Annotated in this window: 23 protein-coding genes; 10 read left to right on the plus strand and 13 right to left on the minus strand. The window is 40.5% G+C overall.

Annotation, left to right across the window (positions count from 1 at the left end; translation table 11 throughout):
* Nucleotides 1–2 precede the first annotated feature (2 nt).
* Genes BSHG_RS14355 through grpE form a run of 3 tightly spaced genes read right to left on the minus strand, consistent with a single transcriptional unit; the run spans nucleotide 3 to nucleotide 5,303 of the window.
* Complete coding sequence (locus BSHG_RS14355) at nucleotides 3–2,798, minus strand: SH3 domain-containing protein (RefSeq protein ID WP_008658462.1); 2,796 nt, start codon at nucleotides 2,796–2,798, stop codon at nucleotides 3–5.
* Nucleotides 2,799–2,825: 27 nt separating this feature from the next.
* Nucleotides 2,826–4,415 (minus strand): Hsp70 family protein, encoded by a 1,590-nt coding sequence (locus tag BSHG_RS14350; RefSeq protein WP_005775379.1) that lies wholly within the window; start codon nucleotides 4,413–4,415, stop codon nucleotides 2,826–2,828.
* Nucleotides 4,416–4,454: 39 nt separating this feature from the next.
* A complete protein-coding gene (gene grpE / locus BSHG_RS14345) occupies nucleotides 4,455–5,303 on the minus strand; it encodes a nucleotide exchange factor GrpE (RefSeq protein ID WP_008658465.1) in 849 nt (282 codons plus the stop codon).
* A gap of 1,056 nt (nucleotides 5,304–6,359) precedes the next feature.
* Here grpE and BSHG_RS14340 point away from each other — a divergent pair.
* Nucleotides 6,360–7,520 (plus strand): 6-bladed beta-propeller, encoded by a 1,161-nt coding sequence (locus tag BSHG_RS14340; RefSeq protein WP_008658467.1) that lies wholly within the window; start codon nucleotides 6,360–6,362, stop codon nucleotides 7,518–7,520.
* Between the two features lie 246 nt (nucleotides 7,521–7,766).
* Here BSHG_RS14340 and pyrH read toward each other — a convergent pair whose 3' ends face one another.
* A complete protein-coding gene (gene pyrH / locus BSHG_RS14335) occupies nucleotides 7,767–8,477 on the minus strand; it encodes a UMP kinase (protein ID WP_005784714.1) in 711 nt (236 codons plus the stop codon).
* 48 nt (nucleotides 8,478–8,525) lie between these two features.
* Nucleotides 8,526–9,839: an MATE family efflux transporter gene (locus BSHG_RS14330; RefSeq protein WP_008658470.1), complete on the minus strand. Its 1,314-nt coding sequence runs from the start codon at nucleotides 9,837–9,839 to the stop codon at nucleotides 8,526–8,528.
* Nucleotides 9,840–10,038: 199 nt separating this feature from the next.
* Between BSHG_RS14330 and BSHG_RS14325 the strand changes: the two genes are divergently transcribed.
* Nucleotides 10,039–11,361: a family 16 glycosylhydrolase gene (locus tag BSHG_RS14325; RefSeq protein ID WP_008658472.1), complete on the plus strand. Its 1,323-nt coding sequence runs from the start codon at nucleotides 10,039–10,041 to the stop codon at nucleotides 11,359–11,361.
* 114 nt (nucleotides 11,362–11,475) lie between these two features.
* Nucleotides 11,476–12,159, plus strand: coding sequence for a tetratricopeptide repeat protein (locus BSHG_RS14320; RefSeq protein WP_008658473.1), 684 nt, complete (start codon nucleotides 11,476–11,478; stop codon nucleotides 12,157–12,159).
* A 26-nt stretch (nucleotides 12,160–12,185) separates the two neighbouring features.
* On the opposite strand, the gene BSHG_RS14315 is transcribed toward BSHG_RS14320, so the two are convergent.
* The 4 genes from BSHG_RS14315 to BSHG_RS14300 are packed head-to-tail and all read right to left on the minus strand — an operon-like array spanning nucleotide 12,186 to nucleotide 15,029.
* A complete protein-coding gene (locus BSHG_RS14315; protein ID WP_008658475.1) occupies nucleotides 12,186–13,523 on the minus strand; it encodes a zinc-dependent metalloproteinase lipoprotein in 1,338 nt (445 codons plus the stop codon).
* A gap of 38 nt (nucleotides 13,524–13,561) precedes the next feature.
* A complete protein-coding gene (locus BSHG_RS14310; protein ID WP_005784725.1) occupies nucleotides 13,562–14,317 on the minus strand; it encodes a biotin--[acetyl-CoA-carboxylase] ligase in 756 nt (251 codons plus the stop codon).
* Nucleotides 14,301–14,657 carry an MmcQ/YjbR family DNA-binding protein gene (locus BSHG_RS14305; protein WP_005784727.1) on the minus strand — a complete coding sequence of 119 codons (357 nt, stop codon included), beginning with the start codon at nucleotides 14,655–14,657 and terminating at the stop codon, nucleotides 14,301–14,303. Before BSHG_RS14305 ends, BSHG_RS14310 begins: the two co-directional genes overlap by 17 nt.
* Nucleotides 14,658–14,663: 6 nt before the next feature.
* Nucleotides 14,664–15,029 (minus strand): YraN family protein, encoded by a 366-nt coding sequence (locus tag BSHG_RS14300; RefSeq protein ID WP_005784729.1) that lies wholly within the window; start codon nucleotides 15,027–15,029, stop codon nucleotides 14,664–14,666.
* Between the two features lie 137 nt (nucleotides 15,030–15,166).
* On the opposite strand from BSHG_RS14300, the gene BSHG_RS14295 reads away from it, so the two are divergent.
* Entirely contained in the window at nucleotides 15,167–15,400 is a 234-nt protein-coding gene (locus BSHG_RS14295) for a hypothetical protein (protein WP_005784731.1), read from the plus strand.
* A gap of 4 nt (nucleotides 15,401–15,404) precedes the next feature.
* Nucleotides 15,405–15,842: a nucleoside deaminase gene (locus BSHG_RS14290; protein ID WP_005784733.1), complete on the plus strand. Its 438-nt coding sequence runs from the start codon at nucleotides 15,405–15,407 to the stop codon at nucleotides 15,840–15,842.
* Nucleotides 15,843–15,858: 16 nt separating this feature from the next.
* Here the strand turns inward: BSHG_RS14290 and BSHG_RS14285 are convergent, their stop codons facing one another.
* The 3 genes from BSHG_RS14285 to BSHG_RS14275 form a co-directional block, all read right to left on the minus strand.
* A complete protein-coding gene (locus BSHG_RS14285) occupies nucleotides 15,859–16,146 on the minus strand; it encodes a DUF4834 family protein (RefSeq protein WP_005784735.1) in 288 nt (95 codons plus the stop codon).
* Nucleotides 16,147–16,208: 62 nt separating this feature from the next.
* On the minus strand, nucleotides 16,209–16,919 hold the full coding sequence (pssA, locus tag BSHG_RS14280) for a CDP-diacylglycerol--serine O-phosphatidyltransferase (RefSeq protein ID WP_008658481.1): 711 nt from the start codon (nucleotides 16,917–16,919) through the stop codon (nucleotides 16,209–16,211).
* A gap of 9 nt (nucleotides 16,920–16,928) precedes the next feature.
* Nucleotides 16,929–17,615, minus strand: coding sequence for a phosphatidylserine decarboxylase family protein (locus BSHG_RS14275; RefSeq protein ID WP_005784739.1), 687 nt, complete (start codon nucleotides 17,613–17,615; stop codon nucleotides 16,929–16,931).
* Between the two features lie 163 nt (nucleotides 17,616–17,778).
* Between BSHG_RS14275 and dnaE the strand changes: the two genes are divergently transcribed.
* Genes dnaE through BSHG_RS14260 form a run of 3 tightly spaced genes read left to right on the plus strand, consistent with a single transcriptional unit; the run spans nucleotide 17,779 to nucleotide 22,310 of the window.
* Complete coding sequence (gene dnaE, locus BSHG_RS14270; protein WP_010992125.1) at nucleotides 17,779–21,573, plus strand: DNA polymerase III subunit alpha; 3,795 nt, start codon at nucleotides 17,779–17,781, stop codon at nucleotides 21,571–21,573.
* Nucleotides 21,574–21,633: 60 nt separating this feature from the next.
* The gene (trxA, locus tag BSHG_RS14265) at nucleotides 21,634–21,948 is read left to right on the plus strand and encodes a thioredoxin (protein WP_005784741.1); all 315 of its coding nucleotides are present in this window, start codon (nucleotides 21,634–21,636) and stop codon (nucleotides 21,946–21,948) included.
* A gap of 26 nt (nucleotides 21,949–21,974) precedes the next feature.
* Nucleotides 21,975–22,310, plus strand: coding sequence for a hypothetical protein (locus BSHG_RS14260; RefSeq protein ID WP_005784743.1), 336 nt, complete (start codon nucleotides 21,975–21,977; stop codon nucleotides 22,308–22,310).
* Between the two features lie 222 nt (nucleotides 22,311–22,532).
* Here BSHG_RS14260 and BSHG_RS14255 read toward each other — a convergent pair whose 3' ends face one another.
* Nucleotides 22,533–23,264 carry an RDD family protein gene (locus BSHG_RS14255; RefSeq protein WP_005784744.1) on the minus strand — a complete coding sequence of 244 codons (732 nt, stop codon included), beginning with the start codon at nucleotides 23,262–23,264 and terminating at the stop codon, nucleotides 22,533–22,535.
* Nucleotides 23,265–24,185: 921 nt separating this feature from the next.
* On the opposite strand from BSHG_RS14255, the gene BSHG_RS14250 reads away from it, so the two are divergent.
* Nucleotides 24,186–25,148 (plus strand): stage II sporulation protein M, encoded by a 963-nt coding sequence (locus tag BSHG_RS14250; RefSeq protein ID WP_008658488.1) that lies wholly within the window; start codon nucleotides 24,186–24,188, stop codon nucleotides 25,146–25,148.
* Nucleotides 25,129–26,061, plus strand: coding sequence for a hypothetical protein (locus tag BSHG_RS14245; protein ID WP_008658489.1), 933 nt, complete (start codon nucleotides 25,129–25,131; stop codon nucleotides 26,059–26,061). Before BSHG_RS14250 ends, BSHG_RS14245 begins: the two co-directional genes overlap by 20 nt.
* Nucleotides 26,062–26,068: the final 7 nt, after the last annotated feature.

A 26,068-nucleotide genomic window follows, 5' to 3' on the forward strand; every position in this document is an offset into this window, starting at 1 on the left:
GCTTAGTGTACAATTACTTGGCAGGAGAAGATTTTACTTCCCTCGTACCATATCTCGTACTGATAAGTACCTGGAGAATACACGTCACACTCTGGACTTCCCCAGCTTGTTAAATAAGAAACATTGTTATCAGCTCCGACAGCAGGTGTATACATACCATGTTTGTAAGTGTATCCGTTCGGCGAGTTCTTGTTGGCAATGAGTACACCATTGGGACGATAGATTTTGGCATACAATGTAATATTTCTGGCCCCGTTTAGACTTGAATAAATAATCTTTGGTTTCAGGTATTGTAATTTATTTCCGTAAAGCGGCTTCCCATAATCTTCTAAAATAGTCCCTTTATCGTTTGAGTTGGCAAATAACATTGTTCGGATTTTGATGGGACACTCAACTGGTTTTGAAGAAACAGTTACAGCCTTTTCTGAATTGCCCTGAATTTGCACTCCGGTTGAATACAATAATTGTCCTTCGGACCAGAATTCTATTCGGTAAGTTCCAGAAGTGTACGCATCTCCGGTTGTATTTCCCCAACCGGCTAAATTAATATATCCGGATCTGTTTAGAGTTACTTTTTGTTCATTAGTATATCCGGAGGGTGATCCTGTTCCAGTCATTAAGTTCCCCTGTGGAGTGATAATTTTATATTTGATGACCACTGAACTCTTCCCCGCAGGATTTTCATAGAAAATACGTGGAGACAAGTACTGAGTGGTGGTGGGGAGCTGTGTCCCAAATTGAGTAAGAATATTGTAACTTTTATCAGTATTTCCAAAAAGTGCCTTCGTTATTTTTAGTCCGTTCTCACTCTTTGCTTTTGACGGTTGCTGGTTGGTTGGGAGTTGAGGCGAGCGGCTAACCATAGCATTTGGGGTAGCATAGATAACTTTATATTTATCTGTTTTCCATGGATAATATCTAACATCTTTTATTTTGGCATTTTCTGTTGTTTGCTCTTGATATATAAAAACGGGAGTTTCGTCATCTGCAAACGAATAAATAGCCAATACACCTTCATGTGTGGAGCTGTTGGATAAGACAAATGCAAATTCTGTAAACTTCGTATATCCGTTAGCCAGTCGAGGGTAAAGTACTGCATTAGGTTTGACTTCTATAGGTTGTGCAAACAACTGCCATTGCCCCGTCCCTGTTTTATAGTTGTTTTTCTTTATAAAGTCTACGAGTGCCAGCCGACATTTTGCTGTCGGTGCTCCTTCCATAGCTTCTTTGCTTCCCCATAAGTTATCCAACAATTCAAAATCAGTTTTACTTAGGGTATAATTGGTAGATACATATCCCTTTTTCTGATTAGCTTTAATGTATGACCATCCATCTCCTTCTTTTTGGTAAGTGATGAGCTCCGAACCATAGGGCAGAGATTGGATACGATTATATTCTACATTTGCATTTTTATCGGAACGTTGCAACAAGCTGGATACGTATACATAGGTACGCTCTGCATCCCGATCAATGGTCATAGGTTTATACCAATATTGATAGCCGCAAAAGCCTATAATAGCGGCGATAATCAAGAACGACCACAAACCTCCGTGCCCCTTTTTAGGCGAAACTGTAGATGTTCGTCGGTTAGATGGAGTTCTTGGAGGAGGTGGCGGCGTTACCCGTGATTGTGGGGGGGGAGTAGAGGTCCGGTGTTGTTTGATAGCGAATGTGTACGTTGCAATTTGCAGATCATTCTCAAAGAATTCAATAATCCATTGGCCAGCGGAGAATACATTTCCAGACATACTTCCGAAGCCATTCAAGGGATATGCAGATCGGGAACCTGTGAGAGGGACATTACCATACCACGTATAACCGGACTTGCTGTTGCTGGCTGTCATGAGTGTCCTGTCGGGAGCGTATAATTTGTACCATATATCTACACTGCTCCCTCCTCTTAATACTCGATAATCAATTCGAGGCTGTAAATAGCAGCTACGAGTATCGAGCTCGGCCTGATTCGAAGGAATGGGATCACCTTTTTCGTCAGTATTGGCAATTACCAATCCGGTTATTTCAATGGAAGGGGATGTTTGCCGGGGAGGAGTTTGTGGTATTCTTTCCTGAGGGGCCCTTTCTTGTATCGGGTTTTCGCGGGTATATTTCGTCATGAACTTTTTGAAGTCCTCAAAAGTTTTAGAATCTTTTGTATAATATGTTTTGGCTATTCCACGAAAATCTTTGCTCCAGGTAATGATGTTTTTGTTATTGCTATGCAATTTGTCTGATGCGATTAGAATGGAGATATACTGCTCACATTCTTTTCGGGACGTTTCGTTAAATGTACCGTTTTTCCAGAAATTGGCTAAGAAACGGACAGCATTCCATTCATCTCGGTCCAGTTCATTCTGATTCTCGTATAACTGCGAATAAGTGCTTACCCATTTTTTTGCATTTTGTTTTAATATGATATTTTGAGATTCACTGTTGACAGGTGTCTGAAGAGGAGCCGAAGAGCGGGGTGCAGAACTCTGATATAATTCCTTTAATGCATTTTGGAATACTAAAAATGTAGTTTCGTCTTTAGTGTAATACTTCCTGGCGATGGTACGAAACTCTTTACTCCATACAATAATTTCTTTATTATTGCTGTGTAATTTATCCGATTGTTCAAGAGTGCTTATCAGGTCCATGCATTCGCTGGTAGCATCCGGATCAAATTTTTTTCGCCAATAGTCGGCCAGTGTCTCTATAGCAGTCCATTCTGCTGTAGAGAGTTCTGTTTGTTTGCTTTTAAGAAATCGACAAGCTTCGTTCCACTTGCCGATTTCCAGTTTTAATAAAGTCTTATCCATTTATAGGGTTCTGCTTTGTTCTGTTTTTTACTCTACTGATGCTTTGTCGATGATTGCTTTTGATTTTCTGAGTTCTTCTTCACATTTTACACCGGTGATTTTGAGATCGAATTCAAGTTTATCATTTTCTACATAAGCTAATCCGTGCAAGATACCTTCCTGGTCAATCTGATATGTAACTGAAATCTGGGTACCTTGAGGCCAGTCTTTGCTCAGTTTAAGCGTATGGTCGTCAATTAGTGTGCAGAATCTTTCTTCCACGATACTTTCTGTTTCCATATTTGTGAAATCACTTTCAAATACTTTCACAGATACACCTCGTTGGTTAGGAATAGAAGTAGTAAAGGTTTCAATTCGTTTTGTGGGTAACGAACTATTTGCAAAAATGAGGTTTTGCACCATGCTTTGTCCTTCAATGATTACGTCGGTACCATATGTTTTACTGGTGACATTGACCACTGTGGTGCGATCTCCACGGAGAGGAGCCGGTTTATCATCACTTTCTCCTTCTTCATAGTCGCGAACTGCTTGTGAATAGGCGGCATTCATAGCATAAATTGCCGCTCCTTTGGCTACACATTCATCCGGGTCGGTTAGTTTGGCATCACAATTGAATTCTTTATCTACCCGTTCCTTTATTTGTGGCATGCGGCTACTGCCTCCCACCAACAGTATTTCATCAATATTATTGTAACCTTTTTCTTTGGCAATAGCAATAACCTTCTTGGTGGCATCAATCGTTTCGTCCAGTTTCCTTTCTGTCAGTGAATTGAATAACTCACGGCTAATCTCTATACGTGCGGAATTGCCTTCATATTGGTAAGTTGCTTTCGCTGTCTGCTTGGCTGTCAATACTTTTTTCTTGTCTTCTGCAAGTAATAACAACTCATATTTTAGGTCTAATCGGTCTTCGAACGAATAAGAAGTGTTATTTTGTTCGTTAAAAGCTGCCAGCATATATTCAGCTAATGCGGTATCCCAGTCTACTCCTCCTAAATGATGGTCTCCACCTGTGGCTATTACTTTAATGGCACCACCGTTCACGTTAATCAAGGTAACGTCAAATGTTCCGCCTCCGAGGTCGTATACTAAAACCGTTTTTTTCTGATCAGTCTTTACACCGTAAGAGATCGCGGCAGCCGTAGGCTCATTGATGATAGAAAGTACATTTAAGCCGGCTATTTCTCCGGCCTGCTTGGTTTGCATACGCTCTTTGGTTCCAAAATAGGCCGGACAAGTGATAACGACATCTTTGATCGGTTCCGGATTATCTCCCAAATCGTTGGCATCTTTAACCAGCTTTTTTAAGATGAAAGCCGAAATTTCTGTTGGGTCGTAATGATAGGGAAATTCGTTTGTATTTTTATCGAAACTGTCATCTACACCTATATGGCGTTTTATGAATACTGCCGTTTTGGTAGGTTCAGTGGCCAACATACCTTTGGCTTCTTTTCCCACGACAACATGGTCCATATCCTCAAAATATACAGCGGATGGAGTAGTGGCATCTCCTTCGAAATTGCGGAGAACAATGGCTTGGTCGAATTTATCTACTTGTGCAATGCAACTGTAGGTGGTACCCAAATCGATACCATATACACTTCTGGTATTGTCCATAGTTATTTATCTTTTTAGAATTTTTTTTAGATGAGTTGATTATTCTGATTTTTTATATACAGTGACTGTTGAGGGTTGAAATATTTTGTTTGTGGTAGTATTTCGGAAGCCTCCGTAATGAAATTCTTTAATAGTGCCGGCTTGTTCCGGGGTATCAGTGATCACTGTTCGGATGGCTGTTTGCTCTTTAGGTGAATATGCGCTGCCTATTGTCGGTTCAAAATACTCTAAGTCGTATTCGTCTTCTAGAATATCTTGAATATGCAGTTTACAATTTTCCACTTCTCTCAATAATCTCGTATAAGTTTCAGGGGAACTTTTAGCTTCCGTATTTTCATAAAACTTATAAGTTTTCGTGAGTCGCTCATGCATTTTTATCATGTTTTTCAGAAGAGGTTTTACGATTTCCGCATGAAGATCCCGGTTATGACTTTGCAGTTCTTCATGAAGATCCTTAATGATTTTATCTTTGTAAGAAGAATCTTCCAATAGTTTTTTTAATGCATTTATTTGATCTCCGATTTGAGAAGGGAACGAGTGATCGGGATGCGTCGCAGGCTCTATGGAGCGTTCATCGTTTGGATTCCTATTCTCCAGGTTCTGCTGCCGTTCTTCAAGTTCTTTTGCTAATTTATCCAACTTTTCAGCACGTAGATTCAACTCTTCTTCTTTTTGTTGAAGCTCTTGGATTTTTAATTTCATTTCTTCTTCTTGTTCGGGAGAAAGTTGTTCCTGTTCATTGGGGGAGGATGTCGCCTCATCGGTAGCTGGAGAGGGAGTGTGATTGGGTATTCCGGTTGAGATTAATTGAGCAAGATTAGCTTCAAATTGGCTCATTCTTTCCAATAGCTCTTCCATTTTGTTATTTTTACTTTTGGGCCATTCCATGTTGTGTGTGTTTATAGATTAATATATAGATTTTTATTTCTGGTTTTACATAAAGTATGAATACTTTTTATTAGATCAAATAACGAATAATTGTGTGCTTTTTAATCTTGTCTCGCAAATATATAGTTTGTAGTTGTGAAAATCAAACATATTGCTTTATAAAATTGTTGTAAAATGATTTTGTACCGGATATCCGGTACAAAATTGAAATCAGTAAAGACTTCTTTAATTTATATTGATGGTTGGTACTGCTTTTAGTGCATTAATTTAATATGAGCTTGATACAATATTAGAATAATTGTAGTTGTCCATCATAGACTAATTTAAAGTTAATGGTGGATCTTTTTTCAAAGAAGGGTAACTATAGCAGTCAATATCTTCATAATATAATAGTTAAATAACTATTGACTAGAGTGTTTCTATTTTAGTGATGTTCTTTATTGGTTTATTGTTTATCATCGGTCTTTTCTAGGTTTATTTAATCGGTTGTGCTTATCATAAAATATTTTCTTTACCGTTAATAATCAGATACAGCTTGAATTTGAGAAACGACTTAGTTTAACACTCTCCATGAGTTATAACCTTTTAAAGTCTTATGAATCAATGTTTTTTAGTTAGGTATATACTTGGGGAGTGGAATCCACAAGTTAATGTTTGTATATTCACCCAGTAACACTTATTTGATGAAAATTGTCGGAGGATTCAAAAAAATAATAAAAATACGTATGAGAAACAGATATGTCAGGTATTTGTATGTATATTATGGGTAATAATATTTGAAATAAAGAGAATTGTCTAAATAGAATAGAAAGAGGATAACTATAGTTTCCCAATTATTTATTTAGTTGGGAGCATTACGATGATGATGTACTTTTTCTTGCTACCATTCAGATTCTTAGTAGAAATCATTTGTTAAACAATAGATTTTAGTAACTTTAGCCTCTGAGAGCATAGCGGTAATTGCTATTGTTAGATACTATAGATTCAGTACTCATAATTATTTCTCTTGATTATTATATTATTCATAATATTGAACTCACGTTAAATATAGATAAAATGAAAAAGATCAATGCGGCTTTGGTAATATCTCTGTTTGTAATGACAGGATGTGGAGGAAATAAACAACTGACAGATGATTGCATCACGGTTGATGTTAGTGCGGATTATCCTAAAAAGGAACTGATCCTTCAAGATTTTATGGATGTGGAATACGTTCCGTTGGAAACTACTGACGATTTTATAACTCAAGGTATTGTGAAAGCTACCGGCAAGAAAATTCTGTTGGTTGCAAACAGGATTATGGATGGTAATATTTTTGTGTTTGACAGGGCTACTGGTAAAGGGGTACGGAAGATTAACCGTTTGGGACAAAGTGGTGAAGAATATTCGCATATTGCGTCTATTGTTCTGGATGAAGATAATAACGAAATGTTTGTTGTAGATTATCCTGCAAGGAAAATATTGGTATATGACTTATATGGAGAGTTCAATAGAAGTCTCCCATTTCCAGATACCTGCTATTATGAGTTTTTATCGGACTATGACCGGGATCATCTGATTGGTTATAAAAGTTATTTGCCATTGATAGAAACCGACGAATCATGCCATGTACTTATTTCCAAGAAAGACGGAAGTGTTACACGAAAAATTCAAATTCCTTTCAAAGAACTCGAGACACCGGTTGTGACGAAAGATGAGGCGATAGTGACTCCAGGTTTTTTTCTGATAACCCCGCATGATGGTAATTGTCTGCTGACGAAAACATCATCTGACACAGTATACAATTACTTACCGGATGGCACTCTCAGTCCATTTATTGTACGGACTCCTTCCATTCATTCTATGGATCCTAAAGTATTTCTTTTTCCGACCATTATCACTGATCGGTATTATTTTATGCAAACTCTTGATAAGAAGTTTAATTTTGAAAAGGGGAGAGGTTTCCCGACCAATGATTTAGTGTATGATAAACAGGAAAAAGCAATATTTCAATATACCGTATATAATGATGACTTTTCTAATAAACACCGGGTTGCATTGGGACAGCAACCCGAAAAATCTGTAGATGAAGAAATTGTAACCTGTCGTGCTTTAAATGCTTCAGACCTTGTCGAGGCAAACGAAAAAGGAGAACTGAAAGGTAAGCTAAAAGAAATTGCTGCGGGACTGAATGAAGAATCGAATTCGGTGATTATGTTGATAAAACGCAAGAAATAAAGATAGTAAAGGCTAGAGGATAGGTAGGTATTATATCCATGCTCATACGCCGTTCGAGGGAAAGTCCATTTCCATATCTGAGAGTAGTAATACCGATTATCGGGGCTATTGATGATAAAAGGTCTGCTGTAAGAAAAAGAAGGCGAACAAAGTAGAACGCGAAAGATGAAGAATGAAGAACGGGTTAACAGGTAGAAGTATTCCATCTACTTGTTAACCCGTTCATAATAAGTGTAGTTTATGAAGTTAATTGTGTACCAATGTACCGATTTCTTCTCCGGTAATCACTTTTTTCAGGTTGCCTACTGTATCCATATCGAATACTACGATCGGCAGATTATTCTCCTTACACATACAAGTAGCTGTCAAGTCCATCACTTTCAGTCCTCGTTTCAGCACTTCATCGTAAGTGATGTCGTGGAACTTGGTTGCCGTAGGATCTTTCTCCGGGTCGGCAGTATAGATACCGTCTACGCGAGTACCTTTCAACATGACGTCTGCTTCTATTTCGATACCGCGAAGCGATGAGCCGGTGTCGGTAGTGAAGAACGGATTCCCGGTTCCTGCCGACATGATGACGATTTCGCCATTTTCCATGCATTCAATAGCTTTCCATTTACTGTAGAATTCACCGATAGGTTCCATGCGTACGGCTGTAAGTACACGTGCTTTCACACCGGCCGCAACTAATGCCGAACTTAAGGCAAGGCTGTTAATTACTGTGGCCAGCATACCCATTTGGTCACCTTTTACCCGATCGAAACCTTTATTGGCTCCACTCAGTCCACGGAAGATGTTACCACCACCGATAACGATGCCGATTTGTACGCCTTGTTCATGAATCTCTTTGATTTGTGCGGCATATTCGGCCAATCGCTTTTCATCGATGCCGTATTGCTTTTCTCCCATCAGGCTCTCACCGCTGAGCTTCAACAGGACTCTTTTGTATTTTGCCATACGATTCTGATTGTTGGTTTACTTTTTTGCAAAGATACGCGATTCCTTTTAATGGACTATCTTTTTTGCTAAAAAAGCTTGTACAAGTCCGCGAAGCGACAGGTAGATAATAAAAGCCATCCACAAGGCATGATTTCCCATTACTTCTTGGAAGATGTAATAGGTAAGAAAAAAACTGGCAGAAGCGATGAACATGGAGAAAAGCATCTGGCGGGTAGCGGTGGCACCTATGAAAATGCCATCCCATAAAAAGGCGGAAAATCCGGCAAGGGGAATGGCTAATACCCAATAAAAGTAAGTGTCGGCTTCCTGGATAACGGATGATTCGTTTGTCAGTAATCCCAGAAATGATTGTCCACCAATACCGTAAAGAAGGGTGAACCCGGCTGATAATCCGACACCCCATCCGAATAACTGTCGGACGGTACGGTGAAGCTCCATACGATTACCGGCGCCAATATAACGACCGGCAAGTGCCTCGCCTGCATAGGCAAATCCATCCATAATATATGAAAAGAGGGTAAACAGCTGCATTAATAAAGTGTTTACAGCCAGTACTACTTCGCCTTGGGCGGCTCCGGCAGAGGTGAAGAACATCGTTACAGCTACCAGGCACAAAGTACGGAGAAAAATATCGCGATTTACCTGAAAGAACCGATACATGGCTTGTTTTTGCCAAATGCCTCTCCAATGGACTCGTTTCCGCAATTGTTTATAATAACGTAGCCATAAAAGCAGCGCCATCAGGAAACCTGCATATTGGGCTATAAGCGTTCCGAGAGCTACTCCTTCTACTTTCATTCCGAAAAGGAATACAAAACAAAGACTTGCCAGGATATTCACAATATTCTGCGTAATAGCGATATACATCGGAAAACGGGAATTCTGCATTCCGATGAACCAGCCGGCAAAACCGTAAAGGCCGAGCATGGCAGGAGCCCCCCAGATGCAGATACGAAAGTAGAGAGTGGCCAGACGTTCTACTTCGTCGGAAGTCTGTATGAAAGCAAATGCGGCTTTTTGGATGGGATATTGCAGAGTCATCAGACAGAGTGCGATAAACAATCCCACGCCGACTGAACGTAGAAGCAGTTTTGTTACTTCTTCCAGATTACGTTGTCCGAATGCTTGGGAAGTCATGCCGCTGGTGCCCATCCGTAGAAAGCCGAATATCCAGTAAATGATGTTGAACAGCATGCCACCTACAGCAATGGCTCCGATGTAGGCGGCCGATCCCAGATGTCCTACAATAGTGACATCGACCAGTCCCAATAACGGGACTGTGATATTGGAAATAATAGAGGGAACGGCTATTTGCAGAATCCGTTTGTTTCCGTTACTGATGTGCATTTGTTTATTCATTGACATGCAAAGTTACATGAAAAACAGAGAATATGAAAATGATGTGAACAATCATGTAATTATATTGGTTCGCAACGTTCTCGATACAGGAATTAATATTATTTTTGTCTGCATATTGAAAGATATCTTACAGACAATTAACAAACATCGCAGCGAGGTAGCATTATCAATTTGAATTTAATAACTAAATGAAAAACATATGAAGCAATTTATTCTAATAATGATTTGTATATTACTACAAGTCATTCATGTGCATGCAGGGTCTAAGGACATAACGTGGAAATGGGATTATTCCGAAGCGGATGATATTTTTATTGATTTGCTTGGCAAGGCGGCTACTGGATTTATGGAAACGAATACGCCTAACTGTTATGGGGGGAAATTAGTAGTAAAACTTCCCGAGGGATTACATTTTAAGCAAACAGAGGCACCTGCTTTTTTGTTGATTGGCAATGCGGAAGAAATAGCTTTTAACGTTGACGTAAATGATAGTATGGCTATTCTTTCATTAAAGACATCTTCAGTACAAACTGTTCCGTCAGAAGCTATTAATATTACACTTAATCCTAAAGCGATTAAAGGCAAACTCAGAAAAGGTATGAACACAACCGGTAGGTTGAGTTTTCATCCATCAGAGATTCCTACCGTATTTAAATCGCCGATAACGGGTAGAACGTATCATTTAGTGTTTAATGATGAGTTCGATGATGGAGTGATAGATACTTTAAAATGGGATACGAGAAGTAGAAGAAGTCCTTTTACCCGTAGAGGTATGTATCAAGAGAAACCTTACTATGTGCTGTGTCATGAGGATTGGACCAAAGAGTTGCATGGCGAACTTCGTTTGGAAGTCTCTAAATACCCGACACAAAACAATGTTGTGATGACCGGTGGGATTTTATCACTGGGCAGGTTCATGGCACGTTATGGTTATTATGAGACAAAGGCTTCATTTAGAGACTGTATTGGTGAAGGTTACTGGCCTGCTTTTTGGATACATTTTGATGAAGCCGATAAGTATGGAAAAGGAACTGAAATTGATGTTTTTGAATATATTCCTAAAGATAAACAAATCTTTCAGACACTTCATTGGTATAAAAAACAAGCAATGGAGGAGCAGCAATCAGAAGTGCAACATGCAGCTCTGGATTACGATAAAAGTGGGCAATTTAAAGAACACCGTTCGTCTACCAAGTATTTTGTATTGGATGAAGCTCAGAGTAAAGAGCATACATTTGCTGTGGAATGGACCCCCGAAGAACTGATTTTTTACACAGATGGTAAGGTTACCCGTCGGGTGAATCGGAAAGATGATCCCAAACAAGTGCCAAGTGCTTACCAAATGGTTTATTTCTCTTGTTCCGCAGGAGAATGGGGAGGTAATGTGATGGAAAATCAAGTACCTGCCTATGTCTATTTTGATTATTGCAGATGTTATCAGGAAAGTGATCAGGATGCTATTTACACCGTTAAAGGTAATGGGATGAAAGTTCCGGCGAGCCGGCGTGTGGGAAAGCTCTGAATATAACAAAGAGTCAGGCTCACAAATATTGAAAATAATAGTGAGTATGTGACTTGGGAATACACAATATAAATACTATCTTTGTAGGGACCTAACTAAATAAAAATGAAGAAGATGAAAACCTTGACTTTATTTCTTTCCTTGCTCTTTTCTTTCCCGTTTGTGCTTTCGGCTCAGATGGTGGGAGAGACTTTGCAGAAGGTCTCTGCTGCCCTTGATAACAGACAGTGGGACCAAGCTGTTACTTTGTTCCGCCAAGCGGTAAATACCAATGTAGAGAAAGCCGAAATGTTCTATTGGACAGGTGTGGATAAGAGTCTGGAAGTATCATCCAGGATAGGGCGGGAACTGGCTGCTTATTACAAAAAATCACGCAGCTATGACAAAGCGTATCTTTTTTACAAAGAGTTGCTTCAAAAATCTCCGAATGATGTTAATTGTCTTGTGTCATGTGCTGAGATGGAAGTATGCCGTGGGAGGGAGTCTGAAGCTTTGGAGACTTACCGGAAAGTACTGTCATTGGATGCGGATAATCTGGCAGCCAATATTTTTATCGGTAATTATCTTTATTTGAAGGCGGAGAGAGAGAAAAAACAGTTAGAAGCAGATTATAAAAAGATTAGTGCTCCCACTCGGATGCAGTATGCACGCTATCGTGATGGTCTTAGCCGTGTGATGAGTACCGGATACGGAAAGGCAAGGGAATATCTTCAAAAGGTGATCAGTCAATTCCCTTCTACTGAAGCTCAAAAGACATTAGAAAGAATAAAGCTTATAGAAAAAGAGGTGAACAGATAACTGTTCACCTCTTTTTCTATATGTTGTTACCGGGCTGTGCGTATGGGTAAATCAATAGGTCCTTCGACAACGGAACGCGTTTGTGTTTGTCCTTGTTTGGGGCCGGGTATCAGTGGACTGTATGTCAGGACGTGACGGATACGGGAACGTTGGTCGTTGGTAAACCGGTCTGAGTAACTTACGGAATAATCCATAATATTAGTAGAAGTAAATGTCTGATTGGTCTTACAATTTTTACGTTTTACCAGATAGTCAAACGTGAAGTTTGCCGGATCATTCTTCGCGGTGTAGGCGTAATCAGCGTCATACTCCACTTTATTATAAGTAGGGGTGTCGTCACAATAATCCGAATCAAAGCAACCGTCATAAATACCTTCGTCATTTTCAGAAAAAGCATGGTGTAAGCCCAGATAATGACCTAATTCGTGAGCTAATGTTACGGTGATGTCTGCTGTACTATATTGGGTTGAAGTTGACTGGTCATTAATGAATAAACTGTTGATGGAGACACTATATGGAAATTTCAGATTTTGTTTCTCTAAATAAGATTTTTGTGTTTTGCTCAGTCCTTCCAGATAATTGCTTCCTACTGTGGAAAAAGGTATATGTGCAATTCCCAGTGTGGTACTGTTTGTACTCTCATCGTCCTTGAAGTTGTATACCATTACGTTGATATAGTTATTCGGTTCCCAGATGTATTTTACATATTTACCTGTTTCGTCATTCATGAAGACATCACAGTCGATAGGGTAACTTTCCTCCCATAACACATATTCCATTCCCGGAGTTGATAAGGGTTTCCCATCTTCATCAGTAGTAGCCAGCGTAAAAGTCAAGTTCATATCCACACTTTTGGTTTTATCTTTATAAAGCTTGTTGACTGTATCTAGTATTTTGGCTAAACGGTCTTGTTTAACGTATTGTAAAGGATTGTTTTTATCCTTATATAGTACATGGAAAATAACCGGGAGGTTATAGTGATACTCACCTGCTGTTGTACTTCTTCCTTGCTGGCTAATGCTGATGGTTTTCTTGATTCCGCCGGAAGTAACGACAACTGTCATATTTCTTTCGGCTTCATCCAGGTTAGCTTCCACAACAATGCTGAGTGATTGATTGCTCGTTCCTTGATTAGGAACGGGATTACATGCTGTAGAAGAACTTGCTGCTGTCCAGGAGTCACTACTGGTAATGTTTACGGTTAAAGTGGCCCCGTCACTGCTGATGTTTTCAAAAGTTGATTGGGATAATTCAAGTGTAGCATCGGAGGTGGAATCCTCACAACTACTGAAACCAATAAGTACTAAAAGTATAACGAATAAATATTCTGTTTTCCTAAAAGAATGTTTTTTTATAAAGAACACAGGGGCAAAGATAATGGTTTAAACTTTAAATCTCAATTTTAAAGAATGTATTGTACTTCTTTAAATAGATATCGACGGATCTTACCCGTCTCGTCTTGTAGAACTAAATGACCATCGGCTTCTACTTCTACAATTCCGGCATTAAATGTTCCTTCTGAATCTTTATAAAAGTGTATGCCTTCTTTGCGGAAGAGAGCTGCCTGATAACGATCGGTGATAAATTCAATATCTCCTTCCTGTAAGATCTTATAGTATTCTTTTATCCGCTGAAGAACTTGTGCGAGTATTTCCATACGGTCAGACTCCCGGTGGGTGATCTGTATGATTGAGATGGGATTGGGAGCAGAACTGTGAAATTCTTTCTGATTGATATTGATACCTACTCCTGCAATACTCTGGCTGATATGTATTCCCATCAGATCGTTTTCAATCAGCATTCCGCAGATTTTTTTGTCCTTCCAATAGATGTCATTCGGCCATTTTATAGAAACGTCTCCTATATATAGATCAAGTGTCTCTTTAACTGCTAAAGAGGCGATTTGTGAAAGCAGGAATTGCTTACGTGCTTCCAGGAAAGTTGGATACAACACGAAGCTGAACATCAGGTTTTTTCCGTCTTCCGATTCCCAACTGTTTCCGCGCTGTCCTCTGCCTGCAGTCTGGAAGTCTGCCACTACTGTGGTCAGTTCGCTAACTTTCTCCTTTTCGCAGAGGGCATTTAAATAACCGTTGGTGGAGTCTGCTTTTGCAATATGAATAAGGGGGACAGGGAAAGATTCAGGGCAGGGCATCATATTCGGTACGTAATTTTTTGGTAAACTTCTTCATTACTTCATCGTAAGAATGATCTATCAGTTGCTTGATCAGCTTGTCATCCGCATCCCGGTCAAAGTAGACTTGATTCCAATACTTCTTGTGAAAATGATAAGCTCCTTCGATGGCCGAATAGTGCTCACGTAATTCGATGGCATAGTCCGGATCACATTTCAATGAAATCGTATTGGCCCCTTCCAGATCGATCAGGGCGAACATTTTATCCATTACTTTCATGACGAGTGAATATTCGTCGAATGGGAAGCATTCTGTGACTGCTTTTTTCCGGAGGCAGTATTCTCTTGCTGATTCTATATTCATAAAACTCTAAAATAATGGCGGATAAAACGCCTCTTTTATATGTTCAATTCTAAAATTTCCGGTTTTGCCTATCACGGTGATAATATCAAACCGTACAGGTTCATCTATTTGGAATAACTTGATATATGTATCGGCTGCTATTACAGTGCGCCTGATTTTTTGTGGAGTGACGGCGTCTTGAGGAAGTGCGAAGTCCGTATCGCTTCGGGTTTTTACTTCTACAATAATCAGTTCTCCGTTTTTAGCTGCCACAATGTCCAGTTCGAAATGTCCTTTACGCCAGTTACGATGCCGGATTACGTAGTCATGCCGTTCCAGATAGTCGACGGCGGCGTCCTCTCCGGCTTTTCCTAGAAGGTTGTGTTCTGCCATAAAGAAGATTTTTATATTTATAGGTCGATCCGGTGATAAAACATGGATGTGCATCGGCCGACCGGACATATTATTTCTGCAAATTTACTCTTTTTATTCTTTGAAATTACAGAAGTAAAAGTAAATTTGCAAAGAATATGAGAAAGAGGGATAAAAAATGTAATAAGGCAACTCCGGACGAACCTAAGCGGGAACGACGGATGAGCATATTGCTGAGCGAAGATGAGCAGCAGATTGTGGATCGTTATCTAGATAAGTATAAGATAACGAATAAATCACGCTGGCTTCGTGAGACGATTCTCATGTTTATACATAAAAATATGGAGGAGGATTATCCTACTCTTTTTGGTGAACACGATATGAGGCGTTAGACGTATGTTGGATGATTCTTATTTTATGAAGCAGGCCTTGATAGAGGCTGTTAAAGCAGGAGAGAGAGGAGAAGTCCCTGTTGGTGCTGTAGTGGTCTGTAAAGAGCGGATCATTGCCCGTGCGCATAACCTGACTGAAACACTGAATGACGTGACTGCCCATGCTGAAATGCAGGCCATTACTGCCGCTGCCAATGTTCTTGGTGGAAAATATCTGAATGAATGTACTTTATATGTCACAGTGGAACCTTGTGTGATGTGTGCCGGTGCTATTGCTTGGGCTCAAACGGGAAAGCTGGTGTTTGGTGCCGAAGATGATAAGAGAGGCTATCAGAGATATGCTCCGCAAGCACTCCATCCTAAAACAGTTGTTGTCAAAGGAATATTGGCTGATGAGTGCGCCGGGCTGATGAAAGACTTTTTTGCTGCTAAGAGGAGGTGACAGTTCACCACTGCCCCTATTCTTTTATTTCTTCGTAGTCTACGTATTCTCCTTCGTTATCATCAAACAGTTTTTTGTGCTTGGCTCCTGTCCCAGTGATGATTTCTTCTTTATCATTAGCCTGAGTTTGGTGGTAATATCTTCTGCTTCCTGAATTATTATTGGGTCCGTTACGATCTGAACCTGACGAGGGCGAGCGTTTTCCAAGTCCGAAAACGGCTCTTAATACGCTGCCTACAAGGGCCAATCCGATGATTATAACGGCTATGACAATAATGAATAAAAATCCTAAAATGTGAAACATGGGCTATTTGTTTTATGCATTGTTTAAAATTTGTAGTACAACAAACGTGCCAGAAGGATTGTTTATTTATTTTTTCTTGTTAAAAGTGAAAGAATGATATACCACACAATAACTGCTGAGAATCCGCTGATACCCAGAAACAGTAGTAATGGAATGCAGACAATCAGAAATATGAAACTTACCTTATTATCTTTCCAAGAAAGATTTTTGAATTTCAGAGAGAACATGGGAATTTCAGCCACAAGCAACCATGAAAAGAGCATTACCATTATAATAAGGTATATAGCGTTGCAATGTGCCAGCAGAAAATCTTTGCCACCTACGATTAACGCTCCCCAATAGAGGGCATTGGCCGGGACCGGAAGGCCTATGAAAGAACTGGTTTGCCGCTCGTCTACGTTAAAATTAGCCAAACGTAAAGCAGAAAAAATAGAGATAAGGAATGCCAGATAAGGGATATAATCTCTTAATCCTGCCAGAAAGTCGGGGTATATCAATCCGGGTTCTTTCAAAAATGAAAAAACAAGTAAAGAAGGGGCTACTCCAAAACTGACGTCATCCGCCAGTGAGTCGAGTTCTTTTCCTATCGGAGAATATGCATGAAGCAGTCGTGCCAGCATGCCGTCGAAAAAGTCGAAGACAGCACTTAATATAATGAAGATAAAAGCTAGTTCATACTTAGCTTCAAAAGCCATCACGCCGGCAATGCAGCCTGAAAAAAGGTTCAGGCAGGTTACTGTATTGGGTATGTGGCGGGTTATAGCATTTGCCATTATTGTTTCTTATTTTAATTTGGCGATAACAGTTTGGTTACCGGTGGTCAATTGTCCCATGCTGACACAGATTTCTGTGCCTAACGGGAGATATACATCTACACGTGAACCGAATTTTATGAATCCCAAATGCTCGTCGATATAACATTCTTCTCCCGGTTCGGCATATGTTACAATACGTCTTGCCATTGCACCGGCTATTTGCCGTGCCATTACCTCTACTCCCTCAGGAGTTTCGATGACGATCATTGAACGTTCATTTTCTGTACTGGCTTTCGGAAGCCATGCTTTCATGAATTTACCATTATCATGAGTGACTTTCTTGACCACTCCGTCTACCGGATACCAGTTGGCGTGTACATTTAGTATGCTCATGAAAATAGATACCATAATGCGGCGATCGTGGAAGTATTCATGTTCATCTACTTCTTCGATGACTACGATTTTTCCGTCTGCCGGTGCAACTACAATCTTTTCTGTATCCTGTCCGAAAAGCCGGATGGGACAACGGAAAAAGTTAACCATCAACAGATAGACGACGATACTTACCAAAGCCACCAGATAGAATGGTATTTTACAATCAATTCCCCAGTAAAGAGCCAGATTTATGATCAGTAGCAGAAAAAAACTACCCCATAAAATATGTGTTCCTTCACGGTGAATTCTTATCTTTTTTAATTTCTTAAGTCGACCCATTTGCGCTATTTAATGATAATTATCCGCAAAAGTATACTTATTTTAAAAATCCAGCAAGCATTTGCAGGTAGAAATGACTTATGTTGATAACTTTTTGATGTTTATCTTTGTTAGTAGCTGTAGACATTGTAATTTTATGGCTTCAAATTATCAACCTATAACTATGCAGGATTTCGTTCATTTACACGTCCATACGCAATATTCTCTTCTGGATGGTCAGGCCAGTGTCAGTGCATTGGTCGATAAGGCTATGAAAGACGGGATGAAAGGTATTGCCGTTACGGACCATGGAAACATGTTCGCCATTAAAGAGTTTACGAACTATGTTAATAAGAAAAATGGAGGTCCGAAAGGAGAAATAAAGGACCTGAAGAAGCGGATTGCAGCTATTGAAGCCGGTGAAGTGGAGTGTGCGGATAAAGATGCCGAGATTGCTGACTGTAAAGCTAAAATAGCGGATGCGGAAGGGCGATTGTTCAAGCCTATCATAGGCTGTGAGATGTATGTGGCTCGCCGTACAATGGATAAAAAGGAGGGAAAGCCTGACCAGAGCGGGTATCACCTGATTGTGCTCGCCAAAAACGAGAAGGGGTATCATAACCTGATAAAATTGGTTTCGCGGGCATGGACCAAAGGTTACTATATGCGTCCCCGTACAGACCGGAACGAGTTGGAGAAATATCACGAAGGTTTGATTATCTGTTCTGCGTGTTTGGGCGGTGAAGTGCCCAAAAAGATAACTCAGGGATTGTTGGCGGAAGCAGAAGAAGCCATCCAATGGTATAAGAACCTGTTTGGAGACGATTATTATCTGGAAATGCAGCGCCATAAAGCGACAGTGCCTAAAGCAAATCATGAAGCTTATCCGTTGCAGGTGAATGTAAATAAGCATTTGATTGAATACTCCAAAAAGTATAATGTCAAGTTAATCTGTACGAATGATGTTCACTTTGTCAACGAAGAACATGCTGAGGCGCACGATCGGCTGATCTGTTTGAGTACGGGAAAAGATCTCGACGATCCGAACCGGATGTATTATACGAAACAAGAGTGGATGAAGACGAAGGCAGAGATGAATGAACTCTTTGCCGATGTGCCCGAAGCATTGAGTAATACACTTGAGATTCTGGATAAAGTAGAGTATTATTCAATCGATCACGCACCGATTATGCCTACTTTTGCAATCCCCGAGGACTTTGGAACAGAAGAAGGATATCGGCAAAAATATACGGAAAAGGATCTTTTTGATGAGTTCACCCAAGACGAAAACGGCAACGTGGTGTTGAGTGAGGAAGCAGCCAAAGATAAAATAAAACGTTTGGGAGGCTATGATAAACTGTACCGTATCAAACTGGAAGCCGACTATCTGAAAAAGCTGACTTTCGACGGAGCTAAGAAGTTTTATGGCGATCCGTTGTCACCGGAGGTCAAAGAGCGGCTGGTCTTTGAATTACATATTATGAAGACCATGGGTTTCCCGGGATACTTTCTTATAGTACAAGATTTTATTGCCGCCGGGCGTAATATGGGAGTCTCCATTGGTCCGGGACGTGGTTCCGCTGCCGGTTCTGCCGTAGCCTATTGTTTGCAGATCACTAAAATAGACCCGATCAAATACGATTTGCTGTTTGAGCGTTTCTTGAATCCCGATCGTATTTCATTGCCTGATATCGATATTGACTTCGATGATGATGGTCGTGGCGAAGTGTTACGTTGGGTGACGGAGAAATATGGACAGGAAAAGGTGGCGCATATCATTACCTATGGTACTATGGCTACGAAACTGGCTATCAAAGATGTTGCCCGTGTCCAGAAACTTCCGCTTGCCGAATCGGATCGCTTGGCCAAATTGGTTCCGGATAAAATTCCGGATAAGAAACTGAATCTGAAGAATGCCATAGAATATGTGCCCGAATTGCAGGCGGCTGAAGCATCTCCCGATCCTTTGGTGAGGGATACGATGAAATATGCCAAGATGCTTGAGGGGAATGTGCGTGGAACGGGTGTACATGCCTGTGGCACTATTATTTGTCGTGATGATATCACGGATTGGGTACCGGTCAGCACGGCTGATGATAAAGAGACTGGCGAAAAGATGCTGGTTACCCAATATGAAGGTTCGGTGATCGAAGATACCGGATTGATCAAGATGGACTTTCTGGGGCTGAAAACATTGTCTATTATAAAGGAGGCTGTCGAAAATATTCGTTTGAGTAAAGGAATGGAACTGGATATCGATTCCATTTCAATCGAGGATCCGGCTACTTATAAACTTTACAGTGACGGACGAACGATCGGTACTTTCCAGTTTGAGTCTGCCGGTATGCAGAAGTACCTGCGTGAGTTGCAACCTTCTACGTTTGAGGATCTGATTGCGATGAATGCCCTTTACCGTCCGGGTCCGATGGATTATATTCCTGACTTTATTGATCGTAAACATGGACGTAAGCCTATTGAATATGATATTCCTGTCATGGAGAAATACCTGAAGGATACATACGGTATTACGGTCTATCAGGAGCAGGTCATGCTTTTGTCACGTCTGCTGGCCGACTTTACGCGTGGTGAATCGGATGCCCTCCGTAAAGCGATGGGTAAAAAATTGCGTGATAAGTTGGATCACATGAAACCCAAGTTTGTAGAAGGCGGAAGGAAAAACGGACACGACCCGAAAGTTCTTGAAAAGATTTGGGCAGACTGGGAGAAATTTGCATCGTATGCGTTCAATAAATCACATGCCACCTGTTATTCTTGGGTTGCCTATCAGACTGCTTATCTGAAAGCCAATTATCCGGCTGAATATATGGCTGCTGTCATGAGCCGAAGTTTGTCGAATATCACTGATATTACCAAACTGATGGACGAGTGTAAAATGATGGGAGTACAGACGTTGGGACCGGATGTGAATGAAAGTAACCTGAAGTTTACCGTAAACCGGAATGGAAATATACGTTTCGGATTGGGAGCCGTCAAAGGTGTGGGTGAGGCTGCCGTGCAAAGCATCATGGAGGAGCGAAAAGAGAACGGTCCCTTTAAAGGTATCTTCGACTTTGTGCAGCGTGTCAACCTGAATGCTTGTAACAAGAAAAATATGGAATGCCTGGCACTTGCCGGTGGATTCGATAGCTTTCCTGAACTGAAGCGTGAACAGTATTTTGCTGTGAACAGCAAAGGAGAGACTTTTCTTGAGACATTGATGCGTTATGGCAACCGTTACCAAGCTGATAAGGCTGCCGCCGTTAATTCTTTGTTCGGCGGAGATAACGTTATCGATATAGCGACTCCCGAAATTCTACCGGCGGAACGTTGGAACGATTTGGAGAGACTGAATAAGGAACGCGAACTGGTAGGTATTTATTTGTCGGCACATCCGCTTGATGAATATGCCATTGTGTTGGAACATGTTTGCAATACACATATGAGCGAGCTTGATGATAAATCGGCTTTGGCAGGAAGAGAGATTACGATGGGAGGCATTGTTACCAGTGTCCGCCGGGGTATCAGTAAGAATGGAAATCCTTATGGTATAGCTAAAATAGAAGATTATTCCGGTTCGGCAGAGATTCCTTTCTTTGGAAATGACTGGGTTACTTTCCAAGGCTATTTAGGTGAAGGTACTTTCTTGTTTATCAAAGCCCGTTGTCAACCTAAACAATGGCGTCCCGATGAACTTGATGTCAAGATTACTTCGATGGAATTGCTGCCCGATGTCAAGGAACAACTGATAGAGAAGATTACGATTCTGATTCCGCTTGCCGAACTTAATTCGGCTTTGGTAACCGAGCTTGCTTCTTTAACGAAAGAACACCCGGGAAATACGGAACTTTATTTCAAAGTAACGGATACGGAGGGGAAGATGTATGTAGACCTGATTTCCCGTCCTGTGAAACTTTCGGTTGGCAGAGAATTAATTTCCTATTTAAAGGAACGTCCCGAACTTGCGTTTCATATAAATTGATTATCTTTGCCGCATAACAGTGATAGATACTTAATAACTAACAATTAATAATTATAGAAAATGGCTTTAGAGATTACTGACAACAACTTTAAGGAAATCCTCGCAGAAGGATCACCGGTTGTTATTGACTTTTGGGCTCCTTGGTGTGGTCCTTGTAAGATGGTAGGTCCTATCATCGATGAACTGGCTAAAGAATATGAAGGAAAAGTGATCATGGGTAAATGTGATGTAGACGAAAACAGTGATCTACCTGCAGAATTTGGTATCCGCAATATTCCTACTGTTCTATTTTTTAAGAATGGAGAATTGGTAGACAAACAAGTCGGTGCCGTAGGAAAACCTGCATTTGTAGAGAAAGTTGAGAAATTATTATAATATACTTTCATTAAAAATATTTGTTTATGGGACTGGAAGACGATTTTTTGTTAAATGACGCCGATGATGAAAAGACCATCGAGTTCATCCGGAATTATTTGCCTCAGGAATTGAAGGAAAAGTTTTCGGAAGACGAGTTGTACTATTTCCTCGATTTGATTGATGAGTACTACTCTGAAAGCGGAATCCTGGATGTTCAGCCCGATGCTGACGGCTATGTTGACATCGACTTGGAGCAGGTAGTAGAATTCATCGTGAAAGAAGCCAAAAAAGATGAAGTGGGTGAATATGACCCGGAAGATATCTTATTTGTGGTGCAGGGAGAAATGGAATACGGCAACTCTCTGGGACAGGTGGAATAAGCCAGTCTTCGTAAACCAAGAGATAAAAAGCGTGTAGAAACACTTCTGCACGCTTTTTTGTTGCATGTATGTGTGATAGTTTACTTCGTCTTGATTCTTCTCCTCCTACTAAAGTGCATTATGTTTTTTCGAAGCATCAGGTGTGTATAGGAGTCTGGGTATTTGCTTGAAAGTGGGATGAATAAAAGCCCGGTTTAGTCTGTTTTTACGAAATAAGATATACTAAATTTCTTCTAATGCATAGTATTGGTAGTCTCTTACAACGGTCTGAAGAAATTTTTCATCGTTTATATTTGTTTGATCTACAGATAGCAGGGCACGAACTTTGGGTGCCAATTGTGCGATATGTCTTGTCCGATCCTTATGATGTAATTCTAATGCTTTACTGATTACGTTTATTTGTTCCAAAGACAGGTCGGCAGCTGATGGAAAACTGGGATGATATCCTTTAGTCAGATAATCGAACTCGTCAAGACTTACCTGTATTTTGCGATAGTTCTTTTCTTTAATTACCATTGTACCGGCAGCCAGATCTCCCAAACGTTGGCTGTTTTTGGTCAATAGTATGACCAGTACGCCCAATCCTCCGGTAATAGTTACGTCTATCCCATAGAGCAACCACCTTAGCAGATAGGCGCTCAGGCTGGGTGTCGTACCGTCTGCTTTTACCACACGGATATTCATAAGTTTCTTTCCGGCACTCTGTCCTTGGTTAAAAACTTCGCAAAGTAACGAGTAACATAGTACAGGCAGATAGATGAACAGGAACAACAGGAAAAACGTACTTCCGGAAAAAGCATGTATATTGAGTTTCCCCAATATATAAGAAGTGGCAAGAATGTAGATAAACAGCAGAAAATAGTCAATAATACGAGCCAGTATCCGTTCGCCAAGGCTGGCGGGTACCTGACTGATTCGTACGAATTGTCCTGTGATGATAGTCGATTCTGCCATTTCTGATTAAACACATTTGGGTTCCGGCTGCAAATATATCATAATTCTCTTACTTTTGCTTCCGGTTTCGGACAAAACTTATCCGGAACTGCAACCAAGCAGATGTGAAAGGATGCTGGTTGTTTTATTTCGGGTACGTTCAGAGAGAAGGAGTCGCGCAAATAGATTTTTTTTTCGCGTTTTTGCATGAAAAAGATATCTTTATCTCTCTTTTGGTGACAGTCGCTATTCTCAAAATCTTCCTGATAGAGAAGTAAAGTACATAAATAGAGTATTTGTATACGGATTTTCTTGCCTTTTCGGGTAAATATTCCGGTTCTATCATTAAAACATTAGCTTCTTTCGGGAAAAGAAGTTAATGTTTTAATGATAAGAAGTTAGTCTTTTGCCCGTAAGAAGTTAATGTTTTGTCCGTAAGGAGTTAATTTCGTAAAAGACAGAGAAGAAAGTTATGTTTTTCAATGCTAATTGGTACTTTGGCATGGGTATTGGTAATCTGTCTTTGTGTATGTAAAATGAAAAGTATTAAAGCAAAGTGTTTGTGTCGTATGGTGGTTTCCAGGTTCTGTGATCGAGCTAAGGTGAAATGACTGGCATTCCGGTTTTGCCTAATGGCAAAATAAGGGCTTCTTTTGGTACTACTTGCAACCTAGATCGGAAATAGATGCGTATAGTTCCATCAGAAATACAAAATGTCATTATGGGTTACAACTATCAGAATGTAAGATTCTCCATCGGTGATGATGGTCATTCTATTTGTTTTTAAGCAGAGTTAATCCGATTTCTTCTAAAGTGTGACAATCATAGTCGATTCTGTCATTTCCGGTTAAACATTTTTTAGTTTTGGTTGCAAATATATCATAATTCTCTTACTTTTGCTTCCGGTTTCGGACAAAACTTATCCGGAGCCGAACCGGTTGGATGAAAGAGGTAACGTTTATACGTCGGAATATTGAAAAATGGAAAGAGACTGAGAAGGTGGTGGAGCAGGCAGATAAACTGACTCCTGACCGTCTTGCTGACGCTTATACGGAACTTACGGCAGATCTCGCGTTTGCACAAACTCATTATCCGTCTTCCCGCATTACTATTTATCTGAATAATCTGGCTTCGGCTCTTCATAATGTGATTTATCGCAATAAGAAGGAGAAATGGACCCGTATCTTTACTTTCTGGACGCAAGAGGTTCCGCAAACGATGTACCATGCTCGTAAAGAGTTGTTGGTTTCGGTCCTGATTTTTTGGGCCAGCGTATTGGTGGGCATTGTTTCAGCAGCGAATGATGATAACTTCGTCCGCCTGATTCTGGGCAACGGCTATGTGGATATGACACTTGATAACATAGCGCGTGGTGAGCCGATGGCTGTGTACAACGGTTCGGAAGAGGTACCTATGTTTCTGGGCATTACTTTAAATAATATCATGGTTTCTTTCAACGTCTTTGCAATGGGGTTGCTCACCAGCTTTGGAACAGGATGGTTACTGTTTAATAACGGAGTGATGCTCGGTGCTTTTCAGACCTTTTTCTTTAAACATGGTTTGTTGGGCGAATCCATGCTTGCGATCTGGTTGCATGGGACTTTGGAAATATGGGCCATTATCGTAGCCGGTGCTGCAGGGCTGGCTTTAGGAAACGGGTGGCTGTTCCCCGGAACTTATTCCCGTAAAGAGTCTTTTATGAGGGGAGCCAAGAAAGGGCTGAAAATTATAGTAGGTACAGTTCCTATCTTTATAATGGCCGGATTTATCGAAGGTTTTATCACGCGTCATACCGAATTACCCGATGTTTTGCGGTTGGGCATCATTCTATTGTCACTGTCATTTATTATCTATTACTATATTTATTTACCAAACAGAAAAACTCATGGAATCACAAAAACCTAAAATTGCTTTATATGTGAAGCGTCCTTTTGGTGATAAACTGAATGCGACCATGGACTTTATAAAAGAGAACTGGAAACCGATGTTGAAGTTCTGTACCTATTTGATTCTGCCGTTATGTCTGATTCAAGCCATCAGCATGAATGGAATTATGGGAGGAGCAATGGGAATTGCAGCTGCCAAAGAGGCCGGGACCAATTCTTTAGCGGCCATCGGAATGCAATTCTGGGTAAATTACGGACTGATGTTTCTCTGCTATCTGGTAGGTTCTATATTGCTGACTTCTATTATTTACGGACTGATGCAGATTTATAATCAGCGCGAAGAACGGTTGGCCGGTGTGACGTTTGCCGACTTGAAACCTTTTCTGTTCAAGAATATAAGACGGCTGCTGGTTATGGTACTGTTCTGTATAGGCCTTACTATAGTGGTGGGCATTGTTATGGGGATTCTGGTTGTAGCTTCTCCGTTCACGCTTTTGCTTACTGTTCCGTTGCTGATAGCCTGTGCAGTGCCGTTAGCCTTGTTTACTCCGATTTACTTGTTCGAGGAGATCGGCATTCTTGTAGCTTTCTGGAAAACTTTCCGTCTGGGATTTGCCACATGGGGCGGTGTCTTTTTAGTATCTCTGGTCATGGGTTTGATATCCAGTGTATTGCAGGGAGTTACTACGACTCCGTGGTATATTGCCACTATCGTAAAATACTTCTTTATGCTGAGCGATACACAGAATGAACTGACCATCTCTGCCGGATATAGTTTCATGGTCTATCTGTTGGCTATCGTCCAGACTTTTGGTGCCTATCTTTCTATGATATTTTCTTTGATTGGTATGGTATATCAATACGGTCATGCCAGTGAGGTGGTAGATAGCATTTCGGTAGAAAGCGAGATAGATAAATTTGAGCAATTATGATCGACTT

The sequence above is a fragment of the Bacteroides sp. 3_2_5 genome, assembly GCF_000159855.2.
Lineage (GTDB): Bacteria > Bacteroidota > Bacteroidia > Bacteroidales > Bacteroidaceae > Bacteroides > Bacteroides fragilis.